The following is an 18,749-nucleotide window of genomic DNA, read 5'->3' as shown; positions in this document are numbered from 1 at the left end:
TCCCGGCAGACCGCAGGGCAACCACAGACGCCCGGCCGGATCCCGTGGGGGGAATCCGCACCGGGAAAAAGGGAAGCGCCCCGACCGTCGACCCGTGGGGGGATCGATGGCGGGGCGCTTTCCGCTACGTAAGGAGCGCCCCGTGAGGGGCGCGGGGAGCCACGCGACCGGCCGGAGCCGACCCGCAGCCGCCCAGAGGGCTCAGCGGCCCTCGACCGGGACGAAGTCCCGGAGAACCTCACCGGTGTAGATCTGGCGCGGGCGACCGATGCGGGAACCCGGCTCCTTGATCATCTCGTGCCACTGGGCGATCCAGCCCGGCAGCCGGCCGAGGGCGAACAGGACCGTGAACATCTCGGTCGGGAAGCCCATGGCGCGGTAGATGAGGCCCGTGTAGAAGTCCACGTTCGGGTAGAGCTTGCGCTCGACGAAGTAGTCGTCGGCCAGCGCGTGCTCTTCCAGCTTCAGCGCGATGTCGAGCAGCTCGTCGGACTTGCCGAGCGCCGAGAGGACGTCGTGCGCCGCCGCCTTGATGATCTTCGCCCGCGGGTCGAAGTTCTTGTAGACGCGGTGCCCGAAGCCCATGAGCTTCACGCCGTCTTCCTTGTTCTTCACCTTGCGGATGAAGGTGTCGACGTCGCCGCCGGAGGCCTGGATGCCCTCGAGCATCTCCAGGACCGACTGGTTGGCGCCACCGTGCAGCGGGCCCCACAGGGCCGAGATGCCGGCCGAGATCGAGGCGAACATGTTCGCCTGCGAGGAGCCGACCAGACGCACGGTGGAGGTCGAACAGTTCTGCTCGTGGTCCGCGTGCAGGATCAGGAGCTTGTCGAGCGCGGCGACGACGACCGGGTCCAGCTCGTACTCGGCGGCGGGCACCGAGAAGGTCATGCGCAGGAAGTTCTCGACGTAGCCGAGGTCGTTGCGCGGGTAGACGACCGGGTGGCCCTGCGACTTCTTGTAGGCGTAGGCGGCGATCGTCGGAAGCTTGGCGAGAAGGCGGATCGTCGAGAGGTGACGCTGCTTCTCGTCGAACGGGTTGTGGCTGTCCTGGTAGAACGTCGACAGCGCGCTGACCACGGACGACAGCATGGCCATCGGGTGGGCGTCACGCGGGAAGCCGTCGTAGAACCGCTTGACGTCCTCGTGCAGCAGGGTGTGCTGCGTGATCTCGTTCTTGAAGGTGGCCAGCTCGTCGACCTTCGGCAGCTCGCCGTTGATCAGCAGGTACGCCACCTCGGTGAAGGTGGAGCGCTCGGCCAGCTGCTCGATCGGGTAGCCGCGGTACCGGAGGATGCCCTGCTCGCCGTCGAGATAGGTGATGGCGGATTTATAGGCGGCGGTGTTGCCATAGCCGCTGTCCAGGGTCACCAGACCGGTCTGGGCGCGGAGCTTCCCGATGTCGAAGCCCTTGTCGCCGACGGTCGAATCGATCACCGGGTAGGTGTACTCGCCATCGCCGTACCGCAGTACTACAGAGTTGTCGCTCACGTCATCCCTCACCGACGTTGTGCCTCTTCTTCGAGGTGCCCTGACTGTCTCTACCATCCCCCATTTGGCCCTGGAGAGTGCACTCGGGGTCGACCATTGGGCCTATTGGCGGCACTCAGTGCCGCCAACCTGCTCATCCTGCCCCCTTCGCCCCGGTTCCGAAAGTGCTCTGTGACCTTTCCGACTCGTTTGATCGATCAAAACGTCACGGGCCTGCTCCGCGACGCCCCGAAAGCCTGAAGTCCAGGGCCGTACAGCGTCTGCCCGCGGACACCGTCCGTACCGCCTGACCTAGAGCCTTGCGCGAACCGACCAGGACGACCAGCTTCTTGGCGCGCGTCACGGCGGTGTAGAGCAGATTCCGCTGGAGCATCATCCACGCTCCCGTGGTGACCGGAATCACCACTGCCGGATATTCACTTCCCTGGGAGCGGTGGATCGTCACCGCGTACGCGTGTGCCAGCTCGTCCAGTTCGTCGAAGTCGTAGGGGACTTCCTCGTCCTCGTCCGTGCGGACCGTCAGGCGCTGCTCGTCGATGTCGAGGGCGGTGACGACGCCCACCGTGCCGTTGAAGACGCCGTTCTGTCCCTTTTCGTAGTTGTTGCGGATCTGGGTGACCTTGTCGCCGACGCGGAACACCCGGCCGCCGAACCGCTTCTCCGGCAGGTCGGGGCGGGCGGGGGTGATGGCCTGCTGGAGGAGGCCGTTGAGCGTGCCGGCGCCGGCCGGGCCGCGGTGCATGGGGGCGAGGACCTGGACGTCGCGCCGGGGGTCGAGGCCGAACTTCCGCGGGATGCGGTGCGCGGCCACGTCCACCGTCAGACGGCCCGCGTCCTCCGTCTCGTCCTCGACGAAGAGGAAGAAGTCCTTCATGCCCTGAGTGAGCGGCGGTACGCCGGAGTTGATGCGGTGGGCGTTGGTGACGACGCCCGACTCCTGGGCCTGCCGGAAGATGCGGGTGAGGCGGACGGCGGGGATCGGGCTGTCCTCACTGAGCATGTCCCGCAGGACCTCGCCCGCGCCGACGCTGGGCAGCTGGTCCACGTCCCCGACGAAGAGCAGATGGGCGCCCGGCGGGACGGCCTTCACCAGCTTGTTGGCGAGGAGGAGGTCGAGCATCGATGCCTCGTCGACGACGACCAGATCGGCGTCCAGCGGACGGTCCTTGTCGTACGCCGCGTCGCCCCCCGGCTTCAGTTCGAGCAGGCGGTGCACCGTGGAGGCCTCCGCGCCGGTGAGCTCGGCCAGGCGCTTGGCGGCGCGTCCGGTGGGGGCGGCGAGGACGACCTTGGCCTTCTTGGCGCGGGCCAGCTCGACCACGGAGCGGACCGTGAAGGACTTGCCGCAGCCGGGCCCGCCGGTCAGGACGGCGACCTTGCGGGTCAGCGCGAGCCTGACCGCCGCCTCCTGCTCGGGGGCGAGCTGGGCGCCCGTGCGGTCCGAGAGCCAGGCCAGGGCCTTGTCCCAGGCGACGTCACGGAAGGCGGGCATGCGGTCGTCGTCGGTCTTCAGGAGGCGCGAGAGCTGGGCGGCGAGGGAGAGTTCGGCGCGGTGGAAGGGGACCAGGTAGACGGCCGTGATGTCGTCGCCGCCGTCCGGGTCGGGCAGCGTCTCGCGGACGACGCCCTCCTCGTCCTGCGCCAGCTCGGCGAGGCAGTCGATGACGAGGCCCGTGTCGACCTGGAGGAGCTTGACCGCGTCCGCGATCAGGCGCTCCTGCGGGAGGTAGCAGTTGCCCTGGTCGGTGGATTGCGAAAGGGCGTACTGGAGACCGGCCTTGACGCGCTCCGGGCTGTCGTGCGGAATGCCGACGGACTGGGCGATGCGGTCGGCGGTGAGGAAGCCGATGCCCCAGACGTCGGCGGCGAGGCGGTACGGCTCGTTCTTCACGACGGAGATCGAGGCGTCGGCGTACTTCTTGTAGATGCGCACGGCGATGGAGGTGGAGACGCCGACGCCCTGGAGGAAGACCATCACTTCCTTGATGGCCTTCTGCTCCTCCCAGGCGGCGGCGATCATCTTGGTGCGCTTGGGGCCGAGGCCGGGGACCTCCACGAGCCGCTTGGGCTCGGTCTCGATGACGTCGAGGGTGTCGACGCCGAAGTGGGTGGTGATCCGGTCGGCCATCACCGGGCCGATGCCCTTGATCAGGCCGGAGCCGAGATAGCGGCGGATGCCCTGGATGGTGGCGGGCAGCACCGTCGTGTAGTTCTCGACCGTGAACTGCTTGCCGTACTGGGGATGGGAGCCCCAGCGGCCCTGCATCCGCAGCGATTCCCCGACCTGGGCGCCGAGCAGCGCGCCGACGACGGTCAGCAGGTCACCGCCGCCGCGACCGGTGTCGACGCGCGCGACCGTGTACCCGGTCTCCTCGTTGGCGTACGTGATGCGCTCGAGGACCCCCTCCAGCACCGCCGCCGTGGCAGCTGAACTCGACATGATCCGACGCTACCGTCCGGCACCGACAGCGCGGGAAGCCCTGTGGACAACTTCGAAGGGGCCCGGTCTACGGACCGGGCCCCTTCGCTTCCCTCCCCATGCCAGAAACCCCGTGATTCCCCCCGGAATCCCCCCAGATCCCCCCTCAAGAAGTCCTGACTCCCAGTACGACACGCGTCGTGCCCGAAGGGTTGCACCGCGTCGCGAGGAATTTTTCCGGGCGGCTCACCAGCGGTTCGGGGACCGCTTCCCGGTGTGCTTCCAGGCGTGCCTCCAGGTGCGCTTCCAGGTGCTGACAAAGCGGGGCAGACGTAGCGTTTGTCGCATGAGCGATTCTCAGTCGGATGGTGACGGCTCCTTCGAGCGGGACGTGCTGGACGAGCTCGGCGACGACAGGCTCCAGGAGATCGCCGGGCTGCTCGGCACGGACGCGGCCGGCGCCCAGGACGTGGTGGGCACCACGGTGTCCGCGCTCTCCGGGGGCCTCCAGGACAAGGCGGCGGCCCCGGACCCGGCGGAGGCGGAAGAGGTGCGCCAGGCGGTCACCGAGGCCGCCGAGGCGCCCGCGCCGGGCGACGCACCCCTCCAAGGGGTGGCCGCCTTCGGCGGGTTGGGCGGCCTGGCGGCCGGCGGGATGATGTCCGGCGTACTCGCCAAAATGAGCAAGCCGGTGGCCAACGCGGTCTCCAAGAAGACCGGCATTCCCGCGCCGACGGTCACCCGCGTCATCGAGATGCTGATCCCCGTGGTGCTCGCGGTCCTGACCAAGCGCGCGGCGAAGGCGAAGGCCCCGGGCGCGGCACCGGGCGCGGCCCCCTCCTCCGGCGGCGGTCTCGGCGATCTGCTCGGCCAGATCCTGGGCGGCAAGAAGTAGCCCGCGCCACGAAGGCACCCCGCACCACGAAGGCGCGCCGCACCCCCGAAGCCGTGCGCGGCCCCCTCACGCGTACGCGGCGAACCGCTCCACCGTCTCCCTGAGCACCTCTCCCCCGTCGCGCGCCCACAGCGCCTCGTTGAAGATCTCGACCTCGATCGGCCCGGTGTACCCGGCCGCTTCGACCCACCGGCGGAAGGTCTTGAAGTCGACGCTGCCGTCGCCCAGTTGCCCGCGGCCGAGCAGGACGCCCGCGGGCAGCGGCGTGATCCAGTCCGCCAGCTGGAAGGCGTGGACGCGCCCGCCGGCCCCGGCCCGCGCGATCTGCTCGGCGGCCCGGTCGTCCCACCACAGGTGGTACGTGTCCACGACGACGCCCACCTGGTGCGCGGGGAAGCGTTCGGCCAGGTCGAGCGCCTGCGCCAGGGTGGAGACCACACAGCGGTCCGCGGCGAACATGGGGTGCAGCGGCTCGACGGCCAGGCGCACGCCCCGCTCCTCGGCGTAGGGCCCGAGGACGGCGAGGGCGTCCGCCACGCGCTCGCGCGCGCCCGCGAGGTCCTTGCTCCCGGCCGGGAGCCCGCCCGAGACGAGCACCAGGGTGTCCGTGCCGAGCGCCGCCGCCTCGTCGACCGCCGCGCGGTTGTCGTCGAGGGCACGCGCGCGCGCCGCCGGTTCCCCGTCCGTGAGGAAGCCGCCCCGGCACAGACTGGTGACGGCGAGGCCCGCGTCGCGCATGAGGCGGGCGGTGCGTTCGAGCCCGTACTCCTGGACGGGGGCGCGCCACAGGCCGACCGCGCCGACGCCCTCCTTGACGCAGCCCTCGGCGAGTTCGGGGAGCGACCACTGCTGGACGGTCTGCTGGTTGAGGCTCAGCCGGGACACCGGCACCGGGGTGCTCATTGCGGGACTCCGTGGACGGTGAGCAGCGCGCGCATGCGGGACGCCGCGAGGTTCGGGTCGGGGAACAGGCCGAGTCCGTCGGCGAGTTCGTAGGCGCGGGCCAGGTGCGGCAGCGAGCGGGCCGACTGGAGGCCGCCCACCATCGTGAAGTGCCCCTGGTGCCCGGCCAGCCAGGCGAGCAGGACGACGCCGGTCTTGTAGTAGCGGGTGGGCGCCTGGAAGAGGTGGCGGGACAGCGCGACGGTGGGGTCGAGGAGTTCGCGGAAGGCCTTCGCGTCGCCGGTGTCGAGGAGGCGGACGGCCTGTGCGGCGAGCGGCCCCAGCGGGTCGAAGATGCCGAGCAGGGCGTGGCTGAAGCCGTGGTCGTCGCCGGCGATCAGCTCGGGGTAGTGGAAGTCGTCGCCGGTGTAGCAGCGGACGCCGTCGGGGAGGCGGCGGCGCAGGGCGATCTCGCGGTCCGCGTCCAGGAGCGAGACCTTGATGCCGTCGACCTTGTCGGGGTGGGCGGCGATCACCCGCAGGAAGGTCTCCGTCGCCGCGTCCAGGTCGGCCGAGCCCCAGTAGCCCTCCAGGGCGGGGTCGAACATCGGGCCGAGCCAGTGCAGGATCACCGGCTCGCCCGCCTGGCGCAGGAGGTGGCCGTAGGTGTCCAGGTAGTCGTCCGGCGAGGTGGCCGCGGCGGCGAGGGCCCGTGAGGCCATCAGGATCGCGCGGGCGCCGACCGCCTCGACGAGGCCGAGCTGTTCCTCGTACGCGTCCCTGACCTGTGCCAACGTGGCGGGCCCGGCGAGCTGGTCGGTCCCGACACCACACGCGATACGGCCGCCGACCGCGTGCGCCTCGGCGGCCGAGCGCCGGATCAGCTCGGCGGCGCCCGCCCAGTCCAGGCCCATGCCGCGCTGGGCGGTGTCCATGGCCTCGGCGACGCCAAGCCCGTGCGACCACAGGTGGCGGCGGAAGGCGAGGGTGGCGTCCCAGTCGACGGCGGCCGGGGAGGCCGGGCCGGTGTCGGCGCGGGGGTCGGCGACCACGTGGGCGGCGGAGTAGACGGTGCGGGAGGCCGGGGGCGGCCCGCCGGGCGCGGTGGGCAGCGGCTCGGCGCGGGGGGTGTACGCGCGCGTGCCGCCCCCTTCGGCCGGCAGCAGGACGGTGACGGGGGTGCTCACAGCTCGATCTCCGGTACGGCGACGCGGCGGCCCTCGGCCGAGGACTTCAGGCCCAGTTCGGCGAGCTGTACACCGCGCGCGCCCGCCAGGAGGTCCCAGCGGTAGGGCGCGTCGGCGTACACGTGCTTGAGGAAGAGCTCCCACTGCGCCTTGAAGCCGTTGTCGAAGCCCTCGGGGCCCTGGTTGTCGGGCACTTCCTGCCACTGGTCGCGGAAGGAGTGGGTGGCGGGCAGGTCCGGGTTCCACACGGGCTTGGGGGTCGTGCTCCGGTGCTGTACGCGGCAGTTGCGCAGGCCCGCGACGGCCGAGCCCTCCGTGCCGTCGACCTGGAACTCCACCAGTTCGTCGCGGTTGACGCGCACGGTCCAGGAGGAGTTGATCTGCGCGATCACGCCGCCGTCCAGCTCGAAGATGCCGTAGGCGGCGTCGTCGGCGGTGGCGTCGTAGGGCTTGCCCCGCTCGTCCCAGCGCTGCGGGACATGGGTGGCGGCGAGCGCCTGGACGCTGCGCACGCGGCCGAACAGCTCGTGCAGGACGTACTCCCAGTGCGGGAACATGTCGACGACGATGCCGCCGCCGTCCTCGGCGCGGTAGTTCCAGGAGGGGCGCTGGGCCTCCTGCCAGTCGCCCTCGAAGACCCAGTAGCCGAACTCGCCGCGGACGGACAGGATCCGGCCGAAGAAGCCGCCGTCGACGAGCCGCTTCAGCTTGCGCAGGCCCGGCAGAAAGAGCTTGTCCTGGACGACGCCGTGCTTGATGCCGGCGGCGCGCGCGAGACGGGCCAGCTCCAGGGCGCCCGCGAAGCCGGTCGCGCTCGGCTTCTCGGTGTAGATGTGCTTGCCGGCGGCGATGGCCTTCTTCAGGGCGTCCTCGCGGGCGGAGGTGACCTGCGCGTCGAAGTAGATGTCGACGGCCGGGTCGGCGAGGACGGCGTCGAGGTCGGTCGAGACGTGCTCCAGGCCGTGTTCCGCGGCGAGCGCGCGCAGCGCGTGCTCCCTGCGGCCCACCAGGACGGGCTCGGGCCACAGCACGGTGCCGTCGCCGAGGTCGAGGCCGCCCTGCTCGCGGAGGGCGAGGATCGAGCGGACCAGGTGCTGGCGGTGGCCCATGCGTCCCGTGACGCCGTTCATGGCGATGCGCACCGTCTTGCGTGTCACGAAAGTCCCTCCGTAGGGGCGTAGCAAGCGCTTTCTATCTCTAGGCAAGCTAGCCTGCCGCACAAGGTTCGGACAAGGGCTTCGGTCGAGAGCGGTGACCGGGGGCCGAGAACACGGGCGACCGGAGGACGACGAGATGACCGTGACCCTGGCGGACGTGGCGGCCCGCGCGCAGGTCTCCCCCGCCACCGTCTCCCGCGTGCTGAACGGCAACTACCCCGTGGCGGCGGCCACGCGCGAGCGCGTCCTGCGCGCCGTGGACGACCTCGAATACGTCCTGAACGGCCCCGCGAGCGCGCTCGCGGCGGCCACCTCCGACCTGGTCGGCATCCTCGTCAACGACATCGCGGACCCCTTCTTCGGGATCATGGCGGGCGCCGTGCAGTCCGCGATCGGCGGACCCGGCGGGCGCGCGGGCGGCGAGCGGCTCGCCGTGGTCTGCAACACCGGCGGCTCGCCCGAGCGCGAGCTGACCTACCTCACCCTGCTCCAGCGCCAGCGCGCCGCCGCGGTGGTCCTCACCGGCGGCGCGGTCGAGGACCCCGAGCACGCCGCCGCCCTCGCCGGGAAGCTGCGGCGCCTGGCGGAGGCGGGCTCACGGGTCGTGCTGTGCGGACGGCCGCCCGCGCCGGACACCGACGCGGTGGCGCTCGCCTTCGACAACCGGGGCGGCGGCCGGCGGATCACCGAGCACCTGCTGAGCCTCGGCCACCGGCGCATCGGCTACGTCGCGGGCCCCGAGGAGCGCACGACCACCCGGCACCGCCTGGAGGGCCACCGGGACGCGCTCGCCGCGCGCGGCGTCGCGGACGACCCGGCGCTGACGATCCACGGCCCCTACGACCGCCGCTCCGGCTACGACGCCACGGCCGAACTCCTGCGCCGCGCCCCCGGTCTGACGGCCGTGGTGGCCGCGAACGACACGGTGGCGCTCGGCGCCTGCGCGGCACTGCGGGACCAGGGCCTGCGCATCCCCGAGGACGTGTCGGTGGCGGGCTTCGACGACCTGCCGTTCAGCATCGACGCGGTCCCCGCGCTCACGACGGTGCGCCTGCCCCTGCACGAGGCGGGTGCGCGGGCGGGCCGCATCGCGATGGGCAAGGAGAACACCCCGCCGGGCGGAGTGGCGACGGTGCACGGGGAGCTGATGGTGCGGGGGTCCACGGGCGCGCCGCGGTAGGGCTGCGCACGGGACGGCCCCCGGCCCGCTCACACCAGCGCCCCGATCACCCCCACCCCCTCCTCGATCAGCGTCGGCGTACTCGCCGCGTAGCCGAGGACCAGGCCCGGGGCGTGCGGGAGCTGGGTGTGCCAGGACAGCGGGTGGACCTTGACCCCGCGGGTCAGGGCCGCCGTGGCGAGGGCCGTGTCGGGGCCGTCGTACGCCCTCTCGTCGAGGGTGAGGGTCAGATGCAGGCCCGCCGCGGCGCCGTGCACCACCGCGCCCGGCAGCGCCGTGCGGATCGCCTCGATCATCGCGTCCCTGCGCCTGCGGTGGTGCTTGCGGATGAGCCTGAGGTGACGCTCCAGGTCGCCGGATTCCATCAGGTGGGCCAGGACCAGCTGGGGCAGCGCCGCACTGCCGAGGTCGACGAGGCGTTTGGCGTCCACCAGCGCGTCCCGGTACGCGGGCGGGGCGAGCAGCCAGCCCAGGCGCAGGGCCGGCGCGAGGAGCTTGGAGACGCTGCCCGCGTAGCAGACGTGGCCGGGGAGCAGGGCGCGCAGGGCGGGGACGGCGGGCCGGTCGTAACGGTGTTCGGCGTCGTAGTCGTCCTCGATGACGAGCCCGCCGTCGCGGGCCCAGTCCATCAGCTCGCGCCGCCGCTCGCCGCCGAGGACGACCCCGGTGGGGAACTGGTGGGCGGGCGTGAGCAGCACGGCCGGCGCGCCCGTGGCGCGCAGCGCGTCGACGCGGACGCCCTGGGCGTCGACCGGGACGGGCGGGGTGCCGAGCGGCCGCAGATGCTGGCGCACGCCGAGCGAACCCGGGTCCTCGACGGCCACCTCCGCGATCCCCTCCGCCCGCAGCACGTCGACGAGCAGCCGCAGGGCCTGGGCCGTGCCGTTGACGATCAGCACGTCGTCCGGGTCGGCCGGGATCCCGCGGTTGCGGGAGAGCCAGCGGGCCACGGCGCCGCGCAGCGCCGGGGTGCCGCGCGGATCGCCGTACCCGAAGTCCGACGGGGTGAGCCCGGCGAGCACGGACCGCTCGGCGCGCAGCCAGGCCGCGCGCGGGAAGGCGGCCAGGTCGGGCAGGCCGGGCGACAGGTCGATGCGGGCGGGCGCGGCACGGACGGCGTCGAACGTGCCCAGGTCGGTGGGCGAGGCGAAGCTGAAGAAGGCGGGTCCGGGACGTGACGAACCGTCAACCACAGTCGGCCTCGCGGGTGTTGATCCGACGTGGGGGACGGCCACGACGACCGTGCCGCCCCGGCCGCGCCCCGCGACGTGCCCGTCCTCGGTGAGCCGCCGGTAGGCCTCGGTGACGACACCGCGGGAGACGCGCAGTTCACCGGCGAGGGTGCGGGTGGCGGGGAGCCGGTCGCCGACGGCGAGGCGGCCGTCCGCGATGGCGCGCCTGATCCGCCGCGCCAGCCAGTCGGCGAGCCCGCCCCTGGGCGCGTCACGGGGATCGAGCTGGAGGAAGTCGGAGGCACCGCCGCCCCCCGACGCCCCACCGGCACCACTCGGCACCCCTGCCCCGCCGACCGATATGGACCGATCGAGAGGAGATCCATTGGACCTGTTCATGGATCCATTCTGGCGACAGGGTCAAGGCATGGAATTTCTGCTCACCTCCCTCGTCGTCTGCGTGACGCCGGGCACCGGCGTCCTGTTCACGATCACGGCGGGCCTGTCCCGCGGCGCCCGCGCCGCCGTGGTCGCGGCCGTCGGCTGCACCCTGGGCGTCGTCCCGCACATGGTCGCCGCGATCACCGGCCTCGCCGCGCTGCTGCACACCAGCGCGGTCGCCTTCCAGATCCTCAAGTACCTGGGCGTGGCCTACCTGCTGTACATGGCCTGGAGCACGCTGCGCGACAAGAGCGAGCCGACCGCCGAGCGGGAGAGCGAGCCGCGCTCGGCGGGCCGCACGATCCTGACCGGCGTACTGATCAACATCCTCAACCCGAAGCTGACACTGTTCTTCTTCGCGTTCCTGCCGCAGTTCGTGAGCGCCGACGAGCCGTACGCGCTGCTGCGCATGACGGAGCTGAGCGCGTACTTCATGCTGATCACCTTCGTGGTCTTCGTGGCGTACGGCCGCTTCGCCGCGGCGATGCGGGACCACGTCATCGCCCGCCCACGCGTGCTGAGTTGGCTGCGACGCACCTTCGCGGCGGCGTTCGCGGCGCTGGGCGCGCGTCTTGCGTTCCTCTGACGGGCCCACTCGACGCGAGGGGTTCCCGCTCGGGCCGCTCCGACGTACCGTTGACTCAGTCAAAGGTGACCCGGAGTGATCCGTATGACGAAGCCGGCCCGTGCGCCCTCGCCGCCGTCCAGTGCGCCCGTCCACGAGATGCGCGCCTTCAACCGCTTCTACACGAACCTCATCGGCGCGCTCGACTACCGCCGCCACCTGTACGTCCCGTACACCCTCACCGAGTCCCGCGTCCTGTACGAGCTCGCCCGCGCGCCGCACACCGACGCCGCCGACCTGCGGGCCGAACTCTCGCTCGACGCGGGGTACTTGAGCCGACTGCTCGCCAAGTTCGAGCGGGACGGACTGGTCGGGCGCGCGCCGTCCGTGCCCGATCCGCGCCGGCAGCGCATCACGCTCACCGCGCGCGGGCGCGACGCCGCCGACCTGCTCGACGAGCGGTCGCGGGAAGCGGTCGGCTCGCTGCTCGCCGACGTGCCCGCCGCCGACCGGACCCGGCTCACGGCGGCCCTGCGCACCGTACGGGAGATCCTCAGCCGCACCCCGGGCCGCACCGCCCGCCACCGTGCCGCCGTCCTGCTCAGGGAGCCCCGCGCGGGCGACCTCGGCTGGATCGTGGAGCGCAACGCCGCCGTGTACGCGGCCGAGTTCGGCTGGAACGCCGACTACGAAGGCCTGGTCGCCCGCATCGTCGCCGACTTCGCCCAGGACCACGACCCCCACCTGGAGCGGGTGTGGATCGCCGAGCTCGACGGGCGGCCCGTGGGGTGCGTGATGTGCGTACGGGACGAGGCCCCGGGGACCGCGCGGCTGCGGCTCCTGCTCGTGGAACCGGACGCGCGGGGTCTCGGGATCGGGGACCGACTGGTCGGCGCCTGCGTCGAGTTCGCGCGCGGCGTGGGCTACCGCGAGCTGACCCTGTGGACCAACGACGTCCTCGAAGCGGCCCGTGGCATCTACCGCCGCCAGGGCTTCGTCCTCGTCGCCGAGAAACCCCACCGTTCCTTCGGCGCCGACCTCGTGGGACAGGACTGGCGGCTTCCGCTGCACGAGCGGCCCGCGTGAGGAACGGCGGGGAGGCGGGGTTGACCACGCTCGCACGGCGCCTACTGTCGGGGCCATGAGATTCGCCTTCTCCACCCTCGGCGTGCCCGGCCTGCCCGTCCCCGACGTGCTGCGGCTCGCCACCGCCCACGGCTACCACGGTGTCGAGCTGCGCGCACATCCCGAAGAACCGGTGCACCCGGGGCTCGGTCTGGTCGAACGGGCCGACGTGGCCGCCGAGTTCAAGGCGGCCGGCGTCGAGATCCTCGGGATCGCCGGGTACGCGCGCGTGGCCGAGCCCGGCGACGACGAGCCCGTCCTCGACGAGATCCGCACCCTCGTCGCCCTCGCGCGCGACCTGGGCGCTCCCTTCGTCCGGGTCTTTCCCGGCGGCGGTACGGAACAGAGTGCGGACGAGGCCGACGCGACGGCCGCGCGGCGGCTGGGGACGGCGGCGCGGTACGCCGCCGATGCCGGCGTCCGCATCCTCCTGGAGACCCACGACTCGCACCGGACCGGTGCGGATGCCATGCGGGTCCTCGGGGCGGTCGGGCATCGGCAGGTGGGGGCGCTGTGGGACGTGATGCACACGTGGCTCGGGGGCGAGTCTCCCGCGGAGAGCTTCGCCGCGTTGTCTCCCTACCTCGGGTATGTCCAGGTGAAGGACATCGCCTCGTCGTCCGATACGACGCCGGTGGCGCTGGGGGACGGGGTGTTGCCCCTCGGTGAGTGTGTGGGGCTGTTGGCGGAGGCGGGGTGGGACGGGTGGCTCTGCTGGGAGTACGAGAAGCGGTGGTACGAGCGGGCGGCTCCGCTGGCCCCTCAATTGGCCCCGGCCCGGGACCTCCTCTCCCGCCTGGTCTCCCGAGCCCCGTAGCCCCCGCTGCGCCGGGGCCGGGCCTCACCCCCTCGCCGCCGGTCCGGCTGCGCCGGGGCTCGGGCCACGGTCATCGCCGCCCGGCACCGCTCGGCTGCGCCGGGGCTGGAGCCACACTTATCGCCACCCGGCACCGGGGGCTGTGCCCACCCGTTCCGCCCTGCGGAACGCCTGCCCACAGCAGAGACCACCGACGGCCGGTTGCCGCCCTACAGCCCGAGGGGACGTGGGGGTATGTGCGAACGGAGCACCGAGCAGGCGCTGGCGTCTTTGGACTTGAGGCGGGGCGCAGGGATGGCGAGTACGCACATATCCCCGCGGCCCCGCCCCACAGACGAAGCGAGCGCGCACCGCCCAAGGCGCCCCGCCAGTCACGGTGTGCCGCCCCCGTACCGACTTCCCGAATGCGGGCGTCATTCGGGAACCCACGCGGGCGCCCTTCCGTCAAAAGGGCAACTGCCGGTGAGTCTCCGCATGGCGGTGTCGGCATCGCTGCTGGCTGCGAACGCTGACCACCCTCTCCGCCGCCTGCGTCCGGCAGCCTGCCGTCACCGGCGCGCCCCCCTCCAACAGCGCCGGTGACGGCCCGCCCCTCCCCCCGCCCCTCCCCCCGCTCTTGACCTTGACCGGCAGAAATCTTCGGGATATCGGTTGGCACCTGAAAGTTTTCTCCGGCCCGCAGGAGCCCACGTGCCTCACCAAGAAGACCTCGACGCCCGCCTCCGCGCCCTCATCGCCACGATGACCTTGGAGGAGAGGGTCGGCCAGCTCTTCGTGATGCACGTGTACGGCCACACCGCCACCGACCCCGCCCAGGCCGACGTCGACACCAACCTCCGCGAGATCGGCGTACGCGACGCCGCCGAGCTCATCGCCCGCTACCACCTCGGCGGCGTCCTCTACTTCGGCTGGGCGCACAACACCCGCGACCCCCACCAGATCGCCGAGCTCTCCGCCGGCATCCACCGGGCCTCCCCCACCGTCCCCGTACTGATCTCCGTCGACCAGGAGCACGGCGCCGTCGCCCGCGTCGGCGCCCCCGCCACCCTCCTGCCCGGCGCGATGGCCCTCGGCGCCTCCGGCTCGCACGAGCACGCCCGCGAGGCCGCCCGCATCGCCGGCGCCGAGCTGCGCGCCCTCGGCATCCGCCAGGACCACGCCCCGGACGCCGACGTGAACGTCGACCCCGCCAACCCCGTCATCGGCGTCCGCTCCTTCGGCGCCGACCCCGAGACCGTCGCCGGCTTCGTGACCGCGCAGATCGAGGGGTACCAGAGCGCCGGCATCGCCACGGCGGCCAAGCACTTCCCCGGCCACGGCGACACGACGGACGACAGCCACACGGAGCTGCCCCGCATCCACCACACCCGCGAGGAGTGGGACCGCTTCGACGCCCCGCCGTTCCGCGCCGCGATCGCCGCGGGCGTCGACTCGGTGATGACCGCGCACATCGTGGTGCCCGCCCTGGACCCGTCGGGCGACCCCGCGACGCTCTCCCGCCCGATCCTGACCGGCATCCTGCGCGAAGAGCTCGGCTTCGACGGCGTGATCTCCACGGACTCGCTCGCGATGCGGGGCGTACGCACGAAGTACGGCGACGACCGCGTGGCCGTCCGCGCGCTCCAGGCGGGCGTGGACCAGCTCCTGAACCCGCCGCACCCGGAGGTCGCGTGGAACGCGGTGCTCCGGGCCGTCGCGGAGGGCGAGCTGACGGAGGAGCGCATCGACGCGTCGGTCCTGCGCGTCCTGCGGATGAAGGCGAAGGTGGGCCTCCTGGACGACCTCCTCGACGTCCCCGCCCAGGACCGGACGCCCCTCGCCCTCACCCCCGCCGCCGTGGACGCCGCCGTGGGCATCCCCGCCCACCTGGCCGCGGCCGACCGCATCGCCGAGGCCACCACGACCCTCCTGGAGAATCCGGACGGACTGCTCCCGCTGTCGCCCGACACGCACCCCGGCGTCCTGGTGGTCGGCGTGGACCCGCGCTCGCCGTCGGGCACCACGGGCCCGCCCACCGAGGTCCTCGCACGGACCCTGAGCGGTCTGGGCTTCCGGGCCACGTCCCTGCCCACCGGCACGGCCCCCGACACCGCGACCGTCGAGAAGGCCGTGGCGGCGGCGCGGGGCCAGGACGCCGTGCTCGTGGCGACGTACAACATCACCACCCACGCCGCCACGAAGGACAACACCCAGGCGGCGAACACCGCCCTCGCCGGGAACGCCCGCGCCCACCAGGCCACGGACCCGGCCGCCGGGACCGGGGACGACGCCCACGACCAGGCCGCCCTGGTGGCCGCGCTCAAGGCGACCGGCGTCCCCGTCGTCGCCCTGGCCGTCCGCAACCCGTACGACGTGGCCCATCTGCCCCCGGTCGACGCCGCCCTGGCCTCGTACTGCTGGACGGACGTCGAACTGCGCGCCGCGGCACGGGTGATCGCGGGCCGCGCCGCGCCGCGGGGACGGCTGCCGGTGCCGGTGCGCCGGGCGGACGACCCCGACCAGGTGCTGTACCCGATCGGCCACGGCCTGACGTACTGACACCGGCGTACCGGCGCGTGGGCCGCGCTACCCGCGCACCACCCCCCAACAGGCCCAAAGCACCCCGCGCACCTGGCGTGCGCCCGCTCCGGCGGGTCACGCTGGGTGCACATATCGGGGGGATCGCCATGTTCGTCTGCGAGTCGGGGCGGCCACGTGCGGCCGCGGTGGCGCTCTGCGCGCTGCTGCTCGCCGCCGCGCCGGCGCTGACCGGCTGCCAGAAGTCCGGTTCCGGCTCCGGCTCCTCCCCGTCCGGCCGGATCGACGACCAGACCCCCGCCGCCTCACGCCCCAACGGCTTCGGCGCGGTCTTCCTCGCCGTGGACGAGTGCAGTTCGCGGGGGCGCGCGGCGTTCACGGAGGTGCCCTGCACCAGCGAGCGGGCGGCGGCGCGGGTCGTCGCGCGCTACGACGGAGCGGTCCGTCAGGGCCCGGTCTGCCCGGCGCGCACGGACTTCGTGCTGCACATCAGCGAGAGCAGGCCCGCGGGGGACGAGGACGGCGACGGCGAGGTCCCGCAGGGCTACGCGTGCATGCGGAACCTGGAGCCGCCGCACCCCGGTGACCCCGGGCGCGGCGGCGGTCCGCGGACCGTCGTCGGGGACTGCGTGTACGGCGCGGGGCGCGGCGAGGTGCGGGAGACGGCCTGCGACGGCTCCGGCAGGCGCGAGCCGCAGTACCGGGTGGCGGCGGCGGTGACGGACCGCGCCCGGTGCCCGGCCGCCACGGCGCTGTACGTGACGCTGGGCGGGGAGCGGCCCGTGGGGTGCGCGGTACGCATGTGACACCCCCCGGGGCACCCCTCGCCCTCGTCCGAAGACCTACCGCCGCACCGGCAACGCCTCCCGCGCGTCCCGCCGGTCCAGCTTCTTGTCGTACGCGGCCAGCGGCTTGCCGGACGGCGCGGAGACGCCCGCCCACGCCTGGATCCGCTGCGTCGCCCTCGCCTTCTCGTCCGCCGTGAGCTGCGAGACGGTCGCGCCGTGGTTCGCGCCGGGCGCCGTGAAGACGTGGTTGTCGTGCTTGGCGCCCCGCGCAGGCCGGTACCGCTCGGCGCCGTACGGGTCGTACTCGCCGTACACGTACATCATCCGCTGCCCGTGGTGACGCACCCACCGGTCCGCGTCCCGCATCACCCGGGGGTCGAACGTCATCGGGATCTCGCGCGGCACGAAGTTGCGCGGCGGCTGGTAGCCGTAGCGGCTCAGGTCGCCGAGCCACGGCTGGCTGATGTCGGGCGAGCCGAGTTCGGTGCCCGCCTGGTAGTAGTACGGCACGTAGGCGTCGAGCCCCTGGTCGGTGTAGAAGGACCAGCCGACCACGTCGTCGACGTAGTCGTAGAGCGCCTGGTCGGACACGGTGGCCGCGTCCGGGATGCGGCCGCACGCGGTGGCGGCCGGCTGGTACTGCCAAAAGCCCCACACCAGGTCCATGACGACCGCTTCGAAGACCTTGTCCAGCGTGCCGACGGTCTTGAAGGTGTAGCCCTCCGCCTCGGCGAGGGCCGCGAGCTTCGCCGACAGCGGCCCCCTGCGCGTCAGCGCCTCGCGCTGCACGGCCTGGATCCGGTCGCGGCACTCCTTGGTGCCGACGTTCGCGAAGAACGCGTCGTACGCCGAGTCCTCCTTGTCGTCGACGTCGTTGGGCGCGACGTAGGCGACGACGCCCGCCATGTCGCGCGGGTAGAAGCGCTCGTAGGCCGTCGCGGTCATGCCGCCCTTGGAGACGCCCGTGGCCAGCCACTTCTTGCCGTAGACGGACTTCAGGGCCCGGTAGAGACGGTGCTGGTCCGAGGCGCCCTGCCAGCTGTCGAGCTTGGACCAGTCGGCGGGCTCGGGGCGCGAGGGCGCGAAGTAGCGGTACTCCATGGAGATCTGGTTGCCGTCGACGATCTGCGTCGGCTCGCGGCGGCTGGGGTTGGTGGAGACGTTGTAGCCGCTCGTATAGAAGACCGTGGGGCGGTCGGTGTCCTTGTGGAGCACGGTCAGGCGCTGCTTGAAGGTGCCCTTGGACGGGTGGCGGTGGTCCACGGGCTGGGTGTAGTTCAGGACGAAGAAGCGGTAGCCGGGGTACAACTTCTCCTCGATCAGGCTCATGCCGGGTACGGCGAGCAGCCTGTCCTTGATGTCCGGTTCCGCGGCGGGGTTCGCGTCCACGGCGGGCTTCGCGTCCGCGGTGGTGGCCGGTTCCGCGGCGGTGGCCGCTCCGGTCGTCGCTCCGGCCGCGCTCATCGTGCCTATCAGCACCACGAGCGACACCAGCCATCTGAGCGCCTTGCTCATGCGTCCTCCCCTGTCGACACAGCAGTGCCCCGGAACCTAATGGAGCAACTGGGTCTACGACAGAGGGAGTTGGGCGAGGCCCGCGCGGCGGGGGCGGCTCAGCAGAGGATCCAGCCCGAGCTGACCCCGCGCCCGCTGATCCGCGCCTTCACCCAGACGCAGCGGTGGCCCGCGTGGACCGTCACCGGACCGGCGCGGTGGGTGAAGCGGCCCTTGTCGCGGGCGGGCCTGCTGCCGCGCGCCTGGACGCTGACCGACATGGGCTTGCGCGCGCCGGGCTTCTTGGCGACGGCCACGGCGCAGATGTAGCCGCGGCTCTTGAAGACGTCGACCTTGCCGGTGCTGAAGGGGAGCGAACGCACCTTGCGGCCGGCGCACACGCCCGTGACGGCCTCGGCCGACGCGGTGCCGGGGCCCGCGAGGGCGATCAGCACGGAGGCGGCGAGCACGGCGGTGCCGAGCGTCAGCCGCCGTCGTATCCGACCACGGCCGCGTCCACTGCTCACGATTGCCCCTCCCGCCACTGTGGCCTCAGCGTACTGATGTACGGACGCAGTCCACGGCCCGCGCGGTTGCGGCCTCCCGCGCTTTTCCCCGC

The 18,749-nt window shown here is 72.6% G+C and carries 14 protein-coding genes and 1 pseudogene; 7 read left to right on the top strand and 8 right to left on the bottom strand.

Annotated elements, in window-relative coordinates:
* Positions 1 to 201: 201 nt before the first annotated feature.
* Entirely contained in the window at positions 202 to 1,491 is a 1,290-nt protein-coding gene (locus AB0L89_RS00705; RefSeq protein WP_055702552.1) for a citrate synthase, read from the bottom strand.
* A 205-nt stretch (positions 1,492 to 1,696) separates the two neighbouring features.
* Positions 1,697 to 3,931 (bottom strand): ATP-dependent RecD-like DNA helicase, encoded by a 2,235-nt coding sequence (locus tag AB0L89_RS00700; protein WP_365132067.1) that lies wholly within the window; start codon positions 3,929 to 3,931, stop codon positions 1,697 to 1,699.
* Between the two features lie 325 nt (positions 3,932 to 4,256).
* Between AB0L89_RS00700 and AB0L89_RS00695 the strand changes: the two genes are divergently transcribed.
* A complete protein-coding gene (locus AB0L89_RS00695; protein ID WP_365132064.1) occupies positions 4,257 to 4,805 on the top strand; it encodes a DUF937 domain-containing protein in 549 nt (182 codons plus the stop codon).
* Between the two features lie 66 nt (positions 4,806 to 4,871).
* On the opposite strand, the gene AB0L89_RS00690 is transcribed toward AB0L89_RS00695, so the two are convergent.
* The 3 genes from AB0L89_RS00690 to AB0L89_RS00680 are packed head-to-tail and all read right to left on the bottom strand — an operon-like array spanning position 4,872 to position 8,031.
* On the bottom strand, positions 4,872 to 5,708 hold the full coding sequence (locus tag AB0L89_RS00690; protein ID WP_365132061.1) for a sugar phosphate isomerase/epimerase family protein: 837 nt from the start codon (positions 5,706 to 5,708) through the stop codon (positions 4,872 to 4,874).
* Positions 5,705 to 6,874 carry a dihydrodipicolinate synthase family protein gene (locus tag AB0L89_RS00685; RefSeq protein ID WP_365132059.1) on the bottom strand — a complete coding sequence of 390 codons (1,170 nt, stop codon included), beginning with the start codon at positions 6,872 to 6,874 and terminating at the stop codon, positions 5,705 to 5,707. Before AB0L89_RS00685 ends, AB0L89_RS00690 begins: the two co-directional genes overlap by 4 nt.
* Positions 6,871 to 8,031, bottom strand: coding sequence for a Gfo/Idh/MocA family oxidoreductase (locus AB0L89_RS00680; RefSeq protein WP_365132056.1), 1,161 nt, complete (start codon positions 8,029 to 8,031; stop codon positions 6,871 to 6,873). Before AB0L89_RS00680 ends, AB0L89_RS00685 begins: the two co-directional genes overlap by 4 nt.
* A 136-nt stretch (positions 8,032 to 8,167) precedes the next feature.
* On the opposite strand from AB0L89_RS00680, the gene AB0L89_RS00675 reads away from it, so the two are divergent.
* A complete protein-coding gene (locus AB0L89_RS00675) occupies positions 8,168 to 9,211 on the top strand; it encodes a LacI family DNA-binding transcriptional regulator (RefSeq protein WP_365132053.1) in 1,044 nt (347 codons plus the stop codon).
* Between the two features lie 29 nt (positions 9,212 to 9,240).
* On the opposite strand, the gene AB0L89_RS00670 is transcribed toward AB0L89_RS00675, so the two are convergent.
* Entirely contained in the window at positions 9,241 to 10,782 is a 1,542-nt protein-coding gene (locus tag AB0L89_RS00670) for a PLP-dependent aminotransferase family protein (RefSeq protein ID WP_365132050.1), read from the bottom strand.
* Between the two features lie 28 nt (positions 10,783 to 10,810).
* Here AB0L89_RS00670 and AB0L89_RS00665 point away from each other — a divergent pair, with 28 nt between their 5' ends.
* The 5 genes and pseudogenes from AB0L89_RS00665 to AB0L89_RS00645 all read left to right on the top strand — a co-directional run bounded on the left by AB0L89_RS00665 (position 10,811) and on the right by AB0L89_RS00645 (position 16,654).
* Entirely contained in the window at positions 10,811 to 11,410 is a 600-nt protein-coding gene (locus AB0L89_RS00665) for a LysE family translocator (protein WP_365132047.1), read from the top strand.
* An 84-nt stretch (positions 11,411 to 11,494) separates the two neighbouring features.
* The gene (locus tag AB0L89_RS00660) at positions 11,495 to 12,475 is read left to right on the top strand and encodes a helix-turn-helix domain-containing GNAT family N-acetyltransferase (protein WP_365133890.1); all 981 of its coding nucleotides are present in this window, start codon (positions 11,495 to 11,497) and stop codon (positions 12,473 to 12,475) included.
* A 55-nt stretch (positions 12,476 to 12,530) separates the two neighbouring features.
* Positions 12,531 to 13,331, top strand: coding sequence for a sugar phosphate isomerase/epimerase family protein (locus tag AB0L89_RS00655; RefSeq protein ID WP_365132044.1), 801 nt, complete (start codon positions 12,531 to 12,533; stop codon positions 13,329 to 13,331).
* A gap of 711 nt (positions 13,332 to 14,042) precedes the next feature.
* A pseudogene (locus AB0L89_RS00650) lies at positions 14,043 to 15,869 on the top strand (glycoside hydrolase family 3 protein); the annotation flags it as partial.
* Positions 15,870 to 15,997: 128 nt separating this feature from the next.
* The gene (locus AB0L89_RS00645; protein WP_365132041.1) at positions 15,998 to 16,654 is read left to right on the top strand and encodes a hypothetical protein; all 657 of its coding nucleotides are present in this window, start codon (positions 15,998 to 16,000) and stop codon (positions 16,652 to 16,654) included.
* A 36-nt stretch (positions 16,655 to 16,690) separates the two neighbouring features.
* On the opposite strand, the gene AB0L89_RS00640 is transcribed toward AB0L89_RS00645, so the two are convergent.
* On the bottom strand, positions 16,691 to 18,151 hold the full coding sequence (locus AB0L89_RS00640; protein WP_365132038.1) for an aminopeptidase: 1,461 nt from the start codon (positions 18,149 to 18,151) through the stop codon (positions 16,691 to 16,693).
* Between the two features lie 98 nt (positions 18,152 to 18,249).
* Positions 18,250 to 18,657 carry a hypothetical protein gene (locus AB0L89_RS00635; RefSeq protein ID WP_365132035.1) on the bottom strand — a complete coding sequence of 136 codons (408 nt, stop codon included), beginning with the start codon at positions 18,655 to 18,657 and terminating at the stop codon, positions 18,250 to 18,252.
* Between the last annotated feature and the right edge of the window lie 92 nt (positions 18,658 to 18,749).

This window comes from Streptomyces sp. NPDC052114 (genome assembly GCF_040680155.1).
Taxonomy (GTDB): domain Bacteria; phylum Actinomycetota; class Actinomycetes; order Streptomycetales; family Streptomycetaceae; genus Streptomyces.
This window is presented reverse-complemented; position numbering and strand designations above follow the sequence as displayed.